General features: G+C 61.0%; 12 protein-coding genes and 2 pseudogenes. 7 read left to right on the top strand and 7 right to left on the bottom strand.

All coding sequences use genetic code 11. From position 1 onward, the window contains the following. The first annotated feature begins 540 nt into the window (after window positions 1-540). A complete protein-coding gene (locus tag AC3WN7_RS03795) occupies window positions 541-1,878 on the top strand; it encodes an MFS transporter (protein WP_102673637.1) in 1,338 nt (445 codons plus the stop codon). Between the two features lie 63 nt (window positions 1,879-1,941). On the opposite strand, the gene AC3WN7_RS03790 is transcribed toward AC3WN7_RS03795, so the two are convergent. The 4 genes from AC3WN7_RS03790 to AC3WN7_RS03775 form a co-directional block, all read right to left on the bottom strand. After that, the gene (locus AC3WN7_RS03790) at window positions 1,942-2,820 is read right to left on the bottom strand and encodes a DMT family transporter (protein WP_095965683.1); all 879 of its coding nucleotides are present in this window, start codon (window positions 2,818-2,820) and stop codon (window positions 1,942-1,944) included. A 109-nt stretch (window positions 2,821-2,929) separates the two neighbouring features. Then, complete coding sequence (locus AC3WN7_RS03785; protein WP_102673638.1) at window positions 2,930-3,745, bottom strand: sugar phosphate isomerase/epimerase family protein; 816 nt, start codon at window positions 3,743-3,745, stop codon at window positions 2,930-2,932. 2 nt (window positions 3,746-3,747) lie between these two features. After that, window positions 3,748-4,803 (bottom strand): Gfo/Idh/MocA family protein, encoded by a 1,056-nt coding sequence (locus AC3WN7_RS03780; protein ID WP_102673639.1) that lies wholly within the window; start codon window positions 4,801-4,803, stop codon window positions 3,748-3,750. A 240-nt stretch (window positions 4,804-5,043) separates the two neighbouring features. Further along, window positions 5,044-5,820, bottom strand: a complete 777-nt coding sequence (locus AC3WN7_RS03775) for an IclR family transcriptional regulator (RefSeq protein ID WP_095965686.1) — start codon at window positions 5,818-5,820, stop codon at window positions 5,044-5,046. Window positions 5,821-5,995: 175 nt separating this feature from the next. Here AC3WN7_RS03775 and AC3WN7_RS03770 point away from each other — a divergent pair, with 175 nt between their 5' ends. From AC3WN7_RS03770 to AC3WN7_RS03750, 5 genes and pseudogenes are all read left to right on the top strand, one after another. Beyond that, complete coding sequence (locus AC3WN7_RS03770) at window positions 5,996-7,744, top strand: FAD-dependent oxidoreductase (RefSeq protein ID WP_102673640.1); 1,749 nt, start codon at window positions 5,996-5,998, stop codon at window positions 7,742-7,744. Further along, window positions 7,728-8,120 (top strand): annotated as a pseudogene (locus AC3WN7_RS03765) (aldo/keto reductase); the annotation flags it as partial. The gene AC3WN7_RS03770 and the pseudogene AC3WN7_RS03765, both read left to right, overlap by 17 nt. Window positions 8,121-8,346: 226 nt before the next feature. Continuing rightward, window positions 8,347-9,201 (top strand): KPN_02809 family neutral zinc metallopeptidase, encoded by an 855-nt coding sequence (gene ypfJ / locus AC3WN7_RS03760; protein ID WP_102673641.1) that lies wholly within the window; start codon window positions 8,347-8,349, stop codon window positions 9,199-9,201. A gap of 148 nt (window positions 9,202-9,349) precedes the next feature. Continuing rightward, a complete protein-coding gene (ypfJ, locus tag AC3WN7_RS03755; protein ID WP_015096933.1) occupies window positions 9,350-10,243 on the top strand; it encodes a KPN_02809 family neutral zinc metallopeptidase in 894 nt (297 codons plus the stop codon). After that, window positions 10,244-11,203, top strand: a complete 960-nt coding sequence (locus AC3WN7_RS03750; protein ID WP_102673642.1) for an alpha/beta hydrolase — start codon at window positions 10,244-10,246, stop codon at window positions 11,201-11,203. It begins immediately after the preceding gene. Between the two features lie 125 nt (window positions 11,204-11,328). Here the strand turns inward: AC3WN7_RS03750 and AC3WN7_RS03745 are convergent, their stop codons facing one another. From AC3WN7_RS03745 to AC3WN7_RS03735, 3 genes are all read right to left on the bottom strand, one after another. Further along, window positions 11,329-11,922, bottom strand: coding sequence for an HAD family hydrolase (locus AC3WN7_RS03745; protein ID WP_095965690.1), 594 nt, complete (start codon window positions 11,920-11,922; stop codon window positions 11,329-11,331). After that, window positions 11,919-12,788 (bottom strand): acyl-CoA thioesterase II, encoded by an 870-nt coding sequence (gene tesB, locus AC3WN7_RS03740; RefSeq protein WP_007975794.1) that lies wholly within the window; start codon window positions 12,786-12,788, stop codon window positions 11,919-11,921. The genes AC3WN7_RS03745 and tesB overlap by 4 nt, the downstream gene beginning before the upstream one ends. Before the next feature lie 105 nt (window positions 12,789-12,893). Beyond that, window positions 12,894-13,463 carry a GNAT family N-acetyltransferase gene (locus tag AC3WN7_RS03735; RefSeq protein WP_102673643.1) on the bottom strand — a complete coding sequence of 190 codons (570 nt, stop codon included), beginning with the start codon at window positions 13,461-13,463 and terminating at the stop codon, window positions 12,894-12,896. Window positions 13,464-13,542: 79 nt separating this feature from the next. Here AC3WN7_RS03735 and AC3WN7_RS03730 point away from each other — a divergent pair. Beyond that, window positions 13,543-14,476: pseudogene (locus tag AC3WN7_RS03730) on the top strand (histone deacetylase family protein). Window positions 14,477-14,679: the final 203 nt, after the last annotated feature.

Genomic DNA, 14,679 nt, shown 5'->3' with positions numbered 1-14,679 from the left:
AATGGGGACTATCTTGTTAGGGGGGCGTCGCACGCCCGAATCCTTGCAGGAGCTGCCGAAGGCTCGGGCCGCTCCTGAAGGGATAGTGTTTGTCCTGGGTAAATTATTGGCCTGGCGATCCCGCACAGCAATTCAAAGTGTACTATCCGGTTAGTTTTGTGTTCGATTATCGAACACAATGGTGGTTGGCGAATTGACGATTTTTTGTCCACTGCGCAACATCAACACCACATTGGGTCCGGTCATGAATCACCGGTACCCAGTTAACAAGACCCAGAACACCACATAAAAATTTCAAAAAACGGGTATACGCTCATGCGCTCCTTCAACGCCTTGCTCGATCAATCAACCGTCATTACGCCTTGCCTGGCGTCCATCCGCCCCCCGCGCATCGCTGGCACTCGCGTGCCGCTCGCTGAATAACTCGTCAGCCCGACGAACACAGCCGATCAGTCCAACCGCGCCCGTCGCCATCGATTGATCACGCGCCCTTGAAGTCCCGACGAGCTTCGCTTGTCAGTCATTGAACGGATGGCACACATGAATCCTGCACCTAGCTCACGCATGGCTCCGGCCATGAGCGCCGCCTCTGGCGGCATCGGCGACAAAATCCGCGGCGCCATGGCGGTCGGCAAAACCCGTTGGGGCATGCTGGCGCTGGTGTTTTTCGCCACTACCCTGAACTACATCGACCGCGCCGCCCTGGGCGTGATGCAGCCTATCCTGGCCAAGGAGATGAGCTGGACGGCGATGGACTACGCCAACATCAACTTCTGGTTCCAGGTCGGTTACGCCATCGGCTTCGTGCTGCAAGGCCGCTTGATCGACCGGGTCGGCGTCAAGCGCGTGTTCTTCTGCGCGGTGCTGCTCTGGAGCCTGGCAACCGGTGCCCACGGCCTGGCCACTTCGGCGGTCGGCTTCATGGTTTGCCGATTCATCCTCGGCCTGACCGAAGCGGCGAACTATCCGGCCTGCGTGAAAACCACGCGCCTGTGGTTCCCGGCCGGCGAGCGCGCCGTGGCCACCGGGATATTCAATGCCGGGACCAACGTCGGTGCGATGTTCACCCCGATGCTGCTGCCACTGATCCTGCACGTCTGGGGCTGGCAAGCCGCGTTCCTGTGCATGTCGGCACTGGGCGGGATCTGGTTGCTGTTCTGGGGCCTGAAGTACTTCAACCCGGAAGAGCATCCGAGCGTCAAACAATCGGAACTGGACTACATCCAGAAAGAAGTCGAGCCGGAACAATCCCGCGTGCCGTTCTCGAAGATCCTGCGCATGCGCGGCACCTGGGCTTTCGCCCTCGCCTACTCGATCACCGCGCCAGTGTTCTGGTTCTACCTGTACTGGCTGCCGCCGTTCCTCAACCAGCAATACAACCTGGGCATCAACGTCACCCAGATGGGTATCCCGCTGATCATCATCTACCTCACTGCCGACTTCGGCAGCGTCGGCGGCGGCATTCTCTCCTCGTTCCTGATCGGTCGCGGCGTCAACCCGATCAAGGCGCGACTGATGTCCATGTTCCTGTTCGCCTGCTGCATCATCGGCGTCATCATGGCTGCCGGCTCCAGCAATCTGTGGGTCGCGGTGGCCGCCATCTCCCTGGCCATCGGCGCGCACCAGGCCTGGACAGCTAACATCTGGAGCCTGGTGATGGACTACACGCCCAAGCACATGATGAGTACGGTGTTCGGTTTCGGCGGCATGTGTGCGGCGATTGGCGGGATGTTCATGACTCAGTTGGTCGGCCATATCCTGACCGTCACCAACAACAACTACACCGTGCTGTTCACACTGATTCCGGCGATGTACTTCATTGCGCTGACCTGGATGTACTTCATGGCACCGCGCAAGATTCCGAAAGTAGAAGGCTGATGCTCCCTCGGCGCAGGCCCGATCTCGGGCCTGCGCTTTTTTTTGCCTGCGTTTTGCCGCAGCTTAGCGGCGGCTTTGCTGCCAGGCCGCTGCCAACCCGCTGCAGCAGATCACGGCAATGCCGAGCACGGTGGTCAGTGTCGGCGTGTGGGAAAACAGCAGCCAGCCCAGCAGGCCGGCGAAGATGATCTGGCAATAGCTGAACGGTGCCAGCAGTGCCGGTGCCGCGAGACGGAAAGCCTGGGTCAGGAAGAGGTGAGCCGTCATCCCGCAGGCTCCCAGAGCCAGCATCATCGCGCCATGCACCAGGTTCGGCGTCTGCCAGAAGAACGGCACCAGCGCACTCATCACCAGCGTGTTGCACAAGCCTGCGAAGAAGTTGCTGGTGGTCGGGCTGTCGATCTCGCTGAGCTTGCGCGTCAGCAGTTGATAGAAGCAGAAAAACAACGCCGAGCAGAACGGCAGCAACACCGCCGGGGTAAACAGATCACCACCGGGGTGAACGATGATCAGCACCCCGCTGAAACCGAAAATCACCGCCAACCATTGCCCCCGCGTCACCCGCTCGCCAAGCAGCGGTACCGACAACGCGGTGACCAGCACCGGAGCGAGGAAGTTGACCGACGTGGCCTCGGCCAGTGGGATGTACATCAGCCCCGTGGTGAAAAACAGACTGGTGCCCAGCAGGCACAATGCCCGGATCAATTGCAGTAATGGCCGCTTGGTACGCAGCACCCGGAGCCCGGACTGCGGCAGGAAAATCCCGGCCATCAACAAGGTGTGAACCACGTAGCGCGCCCAGACCACCATGACAATGGGATAGAAACCGGAGAGGTATTTGGAAAAGGCGTCGTGGCTGGAAAACAGGAAGGTTGCGACAACGATCAGCAAGATCCCTTTGAAGGGCTGATTGACGCCGGAAAGCGGGGTGCTGACGGTCATTGGGTTTCCTTACTTGAAGTCAAAACATCGCAGGCAAGCGACGCTTCCACACAATCAGCCTAGAGCATGTGGGAGGCGTCGCCTGCCCGCGATCAATACACAGCAGCGCTTACAACCGCGCCAACAATTCCCGGCTTTTATCCAGTGCCATCTGCGCCCGATCCAATCCACTCACGCCCTGCTCCAGCAACTGCACGGTGGGAATCTCCAGGCTCAACGGAATGTCAGCCGGCAAACCGCGCAACAACCCCGGCAGGTCACAATCGCCATCACCAGGGAAACGCCGTTCGTTACGCGCCTGACGCAAGATCTCCGCCATATCGGCTGGTCGTGGTCCTGCGACGTCACACAACTGTGCATACCGTAACCGTGAGGGGACAACTTTGACCAGTTCTTCCAACCGCGATCCAGAGCGGTCGAAGTGAAAAGCGTCGACCAATACGCCGCCGTTTTCACATCCGGCGTTTTCCACGATTCGTGTGGCTTGTTGAAGATTGCGCGCATCGGTCCAGGGCATGAACTCCAGATTCGGGTGCAGCCCATAGGCTGCCGCCAGATCACAGAGCTCGGCAAAATGCTGCGTCAGCCGCTGTTCGTCAGGATCGTTACCGGCCACCAGCAACTCACTGGCGCCAAACTCGGCACCCACCGCCAGGATTTTCTCGAAATCGGCGACAACGGTTTCCGGCTTGAGCCGCAGGATTTCGACGTCCAGCACCCCAATACCGGTATCGCGCAGACGCGCCAGGGTCTGGCGCCGCAATTCTTGGTCGGTCACCAGGGCAAAATGGTGCTCCTCCGGGGTCGCCGGTACCAGACGCAAGCCGACATGGCTGTAACCGGCCCGCGCGGCGACCTCGACCATGTCGGGCGGTGACAACTCCAGCACGGTCAGGCTGGCCAGGGAGAAGATACGCTCGCTCATGCTCAACCCTCGATCAAGGATGGCGCGCAGGCACGCCCGGTTTCGGCGGCTTCGCGGATGGCCTCGATCAGCGCCAACGTACGCGCGGCATCGGCGGCACTCACCAATGGTTCGACCTCACGCCGCGCAACACGTACGAAGTGTTGCAACTGCAAACGCAAGGCTTCATCGGCACTGAAGTTTTCCTGGGTCGCCAGCAACGGTTGATGCCAGCCGCCGTCTACTTCGTTGTAGTGCCAGCGTTTAAGCTGCGGAATGCTCAGCGCCCCACCCGTTCCGGCCAGCAAGTAGCACGGTTGATCAGGATGACGCGGGTACACCGGGTTCTCCCCCGAATCCAGCTCCCAACTCCAGGGCGCAGCCACCGCATCGGAGCCGGTCAGGCTGCCCAGTGCACCGTTGTCGAATTGCAGCAACACCGCCGCGCAATCCTCATTGGCAAATCCGCGAATGGCATTGCTGGTGATGGCCTGAACCTGACGCACTTCACCGCACAAATGCCGCAGCAGATCGAGGTCGTGGATCAGGTTGGTCAACAGCATCCCCGCACCGGCCTCGCGGCGCCAGGGTGTTTCAAAATAGCTGTCGGGCTTGCGCAACTGCCAGAGCGCCGTGACCGTGGTCAACCGACCCAATGCGCCGCTGTGGATAAGTTCGTGGGCGCGGACGATCAGCGGATTGTGCCGGCGATGATGCCCGACCAGTACCGGAACACCGCTGGCCTTCGAGGCGGCCACCAGCTCCCGGGCTTCATCCAGGTGCACGCCCACCGGCTTTTCCAGCAATACCGGCACGCCGGCCGCGAGGCAATCCAGGGCCGTGCTGACATGCTGCGTGTTCGGATTGGCGATTATCACGGCGTCCGGCTTCGCCTGCTCCAGCATCTGACGATGATCGGCGAAACAGGCTACGCCCCATACAGCCGCAAGGCTTGCCGCCTGCGGTCCGGGATCGGCCACGGCGCACAACGTCGCTTCAGTCAGGGATTGCAGATGCCGGTAGTGCTGCTGGCCCATGTTGCCAGCACCGATCAGGGCGATGCGAAGTGGAGAATTCAAGATGCGGTCCTCTTGTAAGTGTTATTGGAGCGATGAACTCAAATAATTTAGAACCCGGTTCCAGATTCTTACAGAGACCTATCCTGAAAGTGTTCGAACAGCGCACAGCTTCTCAAGTTGAACGTTGTTCAAAATGTGGGAGCGGGCTTGCTCGCGAATGCGGTGTGTCAGCGCCATACAGATCGCATGACACATCGCATTCGCGAGCAAGCCCGCTCCCACAGTCGAATTGCACAGGCCTTAGTTGAACAACTCCGAGGCCAGGCTCGCTGCGCTCAGCTCCGCGGTGTACGCCAGCAACAACGGCGCCAGCTCATGCAGACGCTCTCCCGGCATCCGTGCACTCGGTCCGGCGATGCTGAGCACGCCGATCACCCGCCCATCGGCGGGATGGCGCACCACTGCCGCAATCGCCGAAGTCCCCACCGCCGAACTTTCCTCAACCCATGCATAGCCCTGCTCCCGCGCCAGACGCAGGCGCTCGAGCAACTCGATATTCGAGCGCGGCGCGTTCGGGCCCACATGTTCCGGCACCTGCGCGCCCTGCCGTTCCACCAGTGACAAGGCTTCGGCATCGCTCATGCACGCCAGCCACGCATGCCCCGAGGCTGTGTAGAACAACGGCGCATCACGACCCATGTCCGGGTCGTAACGCAGACCGGAACGCGCGCCCTGGGATTTGGCGATCCAGGTTTGACGCTCGCCGTCGATCACCCCGAGGCGCACCAACTCGCCGGTTTCCTGAGCCAGGCGGTCAAGCACCGGCTGCACGATATCGGCACCGCTGCTCGACAGGTAACGGAAGCCCATCGCCACCAGTTTGGTCGAGAGGTGATAACGCAAATTATCCGGATTCTGCCGCACGTAACCGAGGCGGATCAGCTCGGCGAGCAGGCGATGGGTCGCACTCTTGGGGATGTCCAGTTGCTCTGCCAGGGTCTGCATCGGCAGGCCACGGGGATCGCTGGTGAGGCTTTCGAGCACACTGAAAACACGTTCGATCTGACTGCCGGCCATGGTCGCTTCCACGCAAAATTTGCTCGATTCTAGAAGACAACCGCACGAATGCGAAATCTGGAACTGAGCGTTCGATAACCGCCCGCTTTATACCCTCCTGGCTTGTTCGGCGTTACCTGACTCTTATATTTTCTGGAACCAGATTCCAAAACAATAGAACACCGGAGTTCAAACAATGCCTGCACAAGCGCACTTTCTTCCCGACATCGATTGCGATGTGCTGATCGTTGGCTCCGGTGCGGCGGGACTGTCAGCGGCCGTGACCGCCGCATGGCACGGACTGAAAGTCATAGTGGTGGAAAAGGACCCGGTGTTCGGCGGCGCCACCGCCTGGTCCGGTGGCTGGGCCTGGGTGCCCTGCAACCCGTTGGCCCGGCGTGCGGGCATTGTCGAAGATGTTGAACTGCCGCGCACTTACCTGAAACACGAACTGGGCGAGCGCTTTGATCCAGCGATGATCGACGCTTTCCTGGAGGCCGGCCCGCGGATGGTGTCGTTCTTCGAACAGTTCACCTCGCTGCAATTTTCCGATGGCAATGCCATTGCCGACATGCATGGCGACACGCCCGGAGCAGGCACCGGTGGACGCTCGGTGATCGCCGCCCCTTACGACGCCCGAAAAGTCGGCACACTGCTCAAGCGTCTGCGCAAAACCATGCGGGAAACATCCTTCATGGGCATGCCGATCATGGCGGGGGCGGACCTCACGGCATTCCTCAACCTGACCCGCTCTCTGTCGGCGGCCTGGCATGTTACGCGGCGTTTCAGTCGGCACCTGTTCGATCTCGTCGTACATGGCCGGGCGATGCAACTGGTCAACGGCGTGGCCTTGGTGGCGCGCCTGGCGAAATCCGCCGACGACCTCGGCGTGTTGCTCTGGGAATCAGCGCCCGTGAGCCGATTGCTGCGCGAGAACAATCAAGTACGAGGTGCGGTGGTCAACACCGCCAAAGGCTCGGTGCGCATCCATGCACGCAAGGCCGTGGTGCTCGCGGCGGGTGGCTTCGCCAATGACATCGAGCGTCGAAAGGCACTGTTTCCCCGCACACCGACCGGGCATGAGCATCTGGCCTTGCCGCCCCTCGGCGTTTGCGGCGATGGCCTGCGCCTGGGCGAAAGTGTCGGTGCCCGGGTCAACAGCGACATGGCGTCCGCCGTCGCCTGGGCGCCGGTTTCGCAAGTGCCGCACAGCGACGGCAGCACGGGACACTTCCCGCACATTATCGAGCGGGGCAAACCCGGCATCATCGGTGTGCTGAGCAACGGCCAGCGCTTCGTCAATGAAGCCAACGGCTACTGCGAATACGTTGCGGCCATGGTCGCCGCCGCCCCGCAGGGTGAAGAAGTGGCATCGTGGCTGATCTGCACCCATCGCTTTCAGCGTCGATATGGCCTGGGCATCTCTCGGCCATTTCCGGTGCCGCTGTCATCCTTCATCCGCAGCGGCTATCTGAAAACCGGCAACACCCTTGAGGAGCTGGCTGCAGCCTGCGGCATCGACCCGGTTGGCTTGCGCAGCACCATGTCGGACTACAACCGCCACGCACGCAACGGCGAAGACCCGCAGTTCGGTCGTGGTTCCACGCCCTACAACCGCAAGCAGGGTGACGCACTGCAACATCCCAACCCATGCATCGCGCCGATCGAACAAGGCCCGTTCTATGCCGTGAAAGTCCAGCCGGGCAGCTTCGGCACCTTCGCCGGGCTCAAGGTCAACCAACATGCCCAGGTCCTGGATGATGCGGCGCAACCCATCGCCGGCCTGTACGCGGCGGGCGGCGACATGGCCAGCATCATGGGCGGTCACTATCCCGCCGGGGGCATCAATCTCGGCCCGGCGCTGACCTTCGGCTACATCGCCGCGCGCCACATCGCAGGCGTCACTGCTTATGAAAAGGAGATCGACCATGCAGTACATCGTTAACGCACAGGGTTTGAACATGTCGAAACTCGACCTCGGCACCTGGCCAATGCTCGGCGAGGAATGCACCCGTGCCGTGGAGCAGGCTCTGGCCCTGGGTTACCGGCACATAGACACGGCAGCGGCCTACAACAACGAAGACGCTGTCGGTAAGGCGCTGGCGAACAGTCCGACACCCCGCGAGCAGATCTACGTCACGACCAACGTCTGGTGGGACCGCAGCCTCAAAGCCCTGCGCAGCGAATACGTCGACCTGTTCATGCTCCATTGGCCAACTACTGATTGGGATTTGCCGCGCACTATAGAAACCCTGGCGTCGTTCAAGGAGCAAGGTCTGGCACGCAACATTGGCGTGGCGAAATCACGAAGGCCGAGCCTTGATCGCCAGCCTGTCCAAACGCGAGCGTCAGGTCAGCCCGGACTTTGCGCCGGTGTGGGACGCGTTCGACCAGCAACCACCCATTTGGCCACCCGTGATCCGCGACATCCGTCATAACGTCAGAGGCAATACCAACTCTTACACATTTCTCCCACACACTTTTAATAGTGCTGTTATTCATAGACTTGGCGAAAAACACTCCAACAATCTATGAGAGACCGCAACCATGCTATGGACCAAGGCAAGACGCAGCGACAACGTGAACGACACGCGCGAGGGCAAGGATGCCCGCACCCTCACAGGGAAAACATTAGGCACCGGGCTGGCCGTCGTTGTGCTGGCAGGCGCAGGACTTTACTCGACATTGGACACGGCACCGGATTCGCCCACGAGCCCCCTTCCTCCAACCGCCACCGCCCTGTCGATTGCGCCCGCAGAAGATCTGCAATTGAAGTTTGTTCAGTCTGTGCTCGGTGATACCGAAGACACCTGGAAACAACTCTTTGCGCAAACGGGACGACACTATCCACAACCCGAACTGACGCTGTACAACAATGACATCCTCTCGGACTGTGGTTATGCCAGCTCCGGAAGCGGCCCATTCTATTGCCCAAGCAATCAGCAGGTGTATCTCAATCTGGAGTTTTTCAAGAAACTGGAGCCGCACTCAGTGATCGCTGACTTCGCACTGGCATACATCATCGCTCACGAAATCGGCCATCACGTGCAGCTTGAACTGGGACTGTCCGCTCCCTTCGAGAAAGCCTTGCTCGATCAACAACCGGTCAGCGGTGATGGCGGTCTGGAAGTGCGCGCGGAACTGCAGGCCGATTGTCTGGCCGGTGTCTGGGCGCACCATGCGCAACGGCGTCTGGATTGGCTGGAGCCCGGTGATATCGAAGCGGCCCTGAATACCGCTGAGATGTTCGGTGACGACCACTTGCAACGCTCCCGAAACGCCCCTGTTCGGCCCGAAATATTCAGCCACGGCACATCAAAGCAGCGCGTGAACTGGTTCAAGACCGGTTTCGCCTCAGGCCTGTCGGAGGCATGCGACACCTTCGCTACCGGGAACCTGTGACCCCCGCCCGTCAATGAAGCCGTTAATGCGGCCGAAAGGATAGAACCGCTGACGCTCTAGGCTGTCTGACGACCGGACTGGCGCGGCTCCCACTTGGCAGCAACACTCATCGCACGGCTCGTGACCCGGAACAGAAGAGGACTCCCACATGCTATGGAAAAAAGGCCGACGCAGCGACAACGTTGTCGATGCCCGTGGTGATGATGTCGGCAGTGGCGGCGGTGGGATGCGCTTCGGCGGTGGCAAGGGCCTGAGCCTGACGGCGATCCTGCTGATCGTCGGCATCGGCTGGATCACCGGCCAGGATCCGCTGCAAATCCTCGGACAACTGACCGGGCAAATGGACCAGCAATCGGCGCCCGCCACCAACCAGAGCCGCAAGGCACCACCGGCCAATGACGAAGGCGCGGAGTTCGTGCGCTCGATCCTCGGCGACACCGAAGACACCTGGGGCACGATATTCCAGCAGGCCGGCCGTCAATACAAAGACCCGACCCTGGTGCTGTTCAGCAACCGGGTGAATTCGGCCTGCGGTCTGGCCACCTCGGCCACCGGGCCGTTCTATTGCCCCGCGGACCAGAAGGTCTACCTGGACATGGCGTTCTTCCAGGAAATGTCCCAACGCTTTTCCGCCGCGGGCGACTTCGCCCAGGCCTACGTGATCGCTCACGAAGTCGGACACCATGTGCAGACCCTGCTTGGGGTGTCCGCAAAAATCCAGGCAGCCCGCCAACAAGGCCGGCAGATGGAAGGCGACGGCGGTTTGCTGGTTCGTCAGGAACTGCAAGCCGATTGCCTGGCCGGCGTCTGGGCCAACAATGCACAGAAGCGCCTGAACTGGCTGGAACCGGGCGACATCGAAGAAGCACTGAACGCAGCGAACGCCATCGGTGACGATCGTTTGCAGCAACAGGGTCAGGGCCGCGTGGTCCCGGACTCGTTCACCCATGGCACGTCGGCGCAACGAGTGCGCTGGTTCAAAACCGGTTTCGCCCAAGGCCAGGTAAGCCAGTGCGATACCTTTGCGACGAAAAATCTGTAAATGAAGAAGTGGTTGTTGGTTGTTCTGTTTACTTGCGCAACGTCCCAGGCCGCCGAGCATGAGGTCAAGGAGCTCAGTCCCGGACGCCTGCTGTTGAAATCAGGTGAAATCGCGGTGGGCATCAGCCCCGCCCCGGCAAAAATCGAACGGGTGCTAATCATCCTCCACGGTCGCTTGCGCAACGCGCAAACCTATCTGCAGAGCGGTGAGCACGCGGCCGAACTGGCCGGGCAAAGCGCAACGACCCTGGTGATCGCCCCGCAATTCCTCAATGAAACCGATGTTGCGGTTCATCCGGTGGCCGACACCGTTTTGCGCTGGCAAGGCAATGAATGGATGGCCGGCGGCGAATCCACGGCGCCGTTTCGGCTGAGTTCCTACGCCGCGCTCGACGAAATCATTGCCCGCCTGGGAGATCGCCAGCAGTTTCCGGATGTGAAGCGAATCGTCATCGCCGGGCACTCCGGGGGCGCGCAGGTGGTTCAGCGCTATGCAGTGATCGGTCATGATCAGCCAGCCCTCGAGGCGGCCGGCGTACAGGTTCGCTACGTGATTGCCAACCCGTCGTCCTACGCCTATTTCGATGAGCGCCGGCCCGTGGCGTTCAGTCACGCCGGTTGCCCGCAATTCAATCGCTGGAAGTATGGGCTAGCGGATTTGCCCGCCTACGCCGAAGGACAAACGCCCGCACAACTGCAGGAAAAGTACCTTAAGCGTGACATCGTTTACCTCCTGGGCCAGCAGGACACCAACCCGAATCATCCGGCACTGGATAAAAGCTGTGAGGCCAGGGCGCAAGGGCCGTATCGGTTGGCGCGCGGGCGTTTTTACTTTGATTACCTGAAGCGGCTGCAACCGCAAGGGTTGAAACAGCAACTGATTGAAGTACCCGGAGTCGGGCATAGCGGGGACGGGATGTTTACCTCGCCGGAGGGGCAGAAGGCGTTGTTTGGGGAATGACTCTTGTAGTGCCTGGGCCTGCCTCTTCGCGAGCAAGCCCGCTCCCACACTGAATCTGTGCCGTTCACAAATCCCTTGTGGGAGCGGGCTTGCTCGCGAAAGCGGTTGACCAGGCAACGAGGCAATCAAGCCGACAACATCTGCCGCAACTCGACACAATCCGCCGCATGCCAATCGGTCAATTCCGGCCACGGATTATCCGGCAGGTTCACCAGCACCGTGCGTGCCCCCGCCGCCCGCCCGCAATCCAGATCAAAACGGTAATCACCGACCATCACCATCTCGCTCGCCGGCACCTTCCACGCTTCGGCCAGTTTCAGTAAACCGCCCGGATGGGGCTTGGGCGGTGCTTCATCACGACCCAGCACGTCCTCGACCGCAAAGCAGTCGGCCAGGCCAATAGCCTCCAGCGTGACATGCGCCAGCTCCCGGGCATTGCGCGTGAGAATGCCAAGGCGATAACCGCGCCTGGCCAGCTCACGCACCAACTCCACCGCGCCCGGCGCCGGTGTCGAACCGAGGGCCAGGTCCCGTTCGTGCTCCAGCAGCCACGCATGCTTGGCAGCGGCTTCATCGGCTGGCAGTGCGGCGAGGTGGGTCAGGATGTCGTGTTCGGCAGGAATCGCCAAGGCTACGCGAATCGCTGCGAAGTCGTGCACGGCCACGGTCAGGGTGCCGTCCATGTCGAACACCCAGTGACGCACGTCGGCCAGGCTCACGCCCAATCCTTGCGGTGACGGATCAAGCCTTCCTGAGTGACCGAGGCCACCAGTTGCCCGGCACGATTGAACACACTGCCTCGGGAGAATCCACGGGAGTTGCCGGCCCACGGGCTGTCCATCGCGTAGAGCAGCCAGTCATCGGCACGCAGATTCTGGTGGAACCACAGTGCGTGATCGAGGCTGGCGACTTGCATGTCCTTGTGCCAGACCGATTTGCCGTGGGGCTGCATCGAGGTGACCAGCAGGCCGAAGTCCGATGCATAGGCCAGCAGGTATTTATGCAGCGCCGGCGAATCGGCCAAGGCTCCGTCGGCGCGGAACCAGACGTACTTGACCGGATCGGACGGCAGCGGGTTGTAGGGATCTTTTTCAGTCACCGGGCGGAATTCGATCGGCTTGGGGCACAACAGCTTTTCGCGCATTTTCTCGGGAATCAGGTGCGCGCGCTGCTGGGTCAGTTCCAGCTCCGAGGGCAGATTTTCCGGGCCAACCACAACCGGCATTTTGCTCTGATGCTCAAAGCCTTCCTCGTCGTACTGGAATGACGCACTGCACGTGAAGATCGGGTGGCCCTTCTGGATCGCCGTCACCCGGCGCGTGCTGAAGCTGCCGCCGTCACGCACCCGGTCAACCTGATACACCACCGGCAACCCGGCATCGCCCGGACGCAGGAAATAGCCGTGCATCGAATGCACATGGCGCGCCTCTTCTACCGTCTGACTCGCCGCCGACAGCGACTGGCCGAGTACCTGGCCACCGAACAGCTGACGAAAACCCAGGTCCTGGCTACGGCCGCGGAACAGATTTTCTTCGATCGGTTCCAGGGTCAGCAAGTCGACCAGATCTTCCAACACTTGGCTCATTCAGACTCTCCTCACGCAAAACATTGCCGCGCAGTCTTGGCTGCAACGGTCGATTCAGTTTCCGGCCCGGGCCAGCATGGGGCCATTGTAAACGTCCGTGCCAGCTTATCCATGCAAGGTTTGCAGCCATTGTTCGCGACTGATGCGATACAGAAGGTGCCGACGCAACGGATGATCGGCTTCGAGTCGCGGGTGTTCGAAGTCATCCGCCGGGTCATGGTGCATGCCGATGGCCTGCATGACTTTTTCTGACGGCAGATTGGTTTGTGTCGTGAAGGCCACCACCTCTTTCAGCGGCAGTCGGTCGAACCCGCAGCGCAGAGCGGTCCACGCCGCTTCACTGGCGTAACCGAGGCCCCAATGCTCGCGGGCCAGGCGCCAGCCGATTTCCGTTGCGGGGGTGAATGGCGCGTCGAATCCGACCACATTGAGCCCGGTAAACCCGATGAACTGGCCAGAGTCCTTTCGCTGCAAGGCCCAGAGCCCATAACCATGCTCGGTGAAATGTCCACGGATTCGCCCGATCAATGACGCGCTTTCCAGCCGACTCAAAGTGCCTGGAAAATAGCGCATCACCTGCGGATCGGCACACATCGCCGCAAAGTCCGCCAGATCTTCATCGCGCCACTGGCGCAACAGCAGCCGAGCGCTTTCAAGCTCCAGTATTGGCTCCATCGTGCCCCGCCCCTCCATTTCAATGTCGCCAGTCTACAACGCTGGTAGGATCCTTCTCTCATTCCTACATGAAATGACCATGCCACTGCCGCTGATTTATCACGAAGACTACAGTCCCGAGTTTCCGGCGGATCACCGCTTCCCCATGGACAAGTTCCGCCTGCTGCGCGATCACCTGGTGGACAGCGGCCTGACCCGCGACGCCGACCTGCTGCGCCCGGATCTGTGTCCGGCAGACATTCTCGCCCTCGCCCATGACCCTTCGTATATCCAACGCTACATGAGTGGCGATTTGTCCCGCGAAGACCAGCGCCGCCTCGGCCTGCCCTGGAGCGAAGCCCTGGAGCGAAGCCCTGGCCCGGCGCACGGTGCGCGCAGTCGGCGGCTCGCTGCTGGCGGCCGAGCAGGCGCTGGAGCATGGCCTGGCCTGTCACCTGGCGGGCGGCACCCATCATGCGCACTACGACTACCCGGCCGGCTTCTGCATCTTCAATGATCTGGCAGTGATCAGCCATTACCTGCTGGAAAGTGGTCGGGTGCACCGGGTGCTGATCTTCGATTGCGACGTGCATCAAGGCGACGGGACCGCACGAATCCTGCACAACACCCCGGAAGCGGTGACCGTTTCCCTGCACTGCGAAAAGAACTTTCCTGCACGCAAAGCCGAAAGTGACTGGGACATTCCGCTGCCCAACGGCATGGGCGATGCCGACTACCTGAAGGTGGTGGACGATGCGCTCAACTACCTGCTGCCGCTCTACCAACCGGACCTGGTGCTGTATGACGCCGGGGTCGATGTGCATAAGGACGACGCCCTGGGTTATCTGAAGCTGACAGACGAAGGCGTCGCCGCCCGCGATGAAAGCGTGATGCGCCATTGCCTGGGCCGCGACATCCCGGTGGTCGGGGTGATCGGCGGCGGCTACAGCAAGGACCGCCAGGCCTTGGCCCGCCGCCACGGCATCCTCCATCACAGCGCGCAGCGCGTCTGGCAGTCATCAGGCTGTCACTGAGTTGTGGATGCTTTACCCACAATGCCTGTGGAGCTGCCTGTGGATAACCTGAGTGAAAGGGCCTGCAGGTCATGCCGTCTATAGGCTACAGAGCATTGGTTGTTTTTTAACCACCCGCTGCAACCACCACAGTTCAAATGTGGGAGCGGGCTTGCTCGCGAAAGCGGAGTGTCAGATACATAGGCGTTGAGCGTGCCGACGCC

The sequence above is a fragment of the Pseudomonas sp. FW305-70 genome (assembly GCF_058783925.1).
Note: the sequence above shows the minus strand (reverse complement) of the source record. Positions and strands in the feature narration are given on the sequence as shown.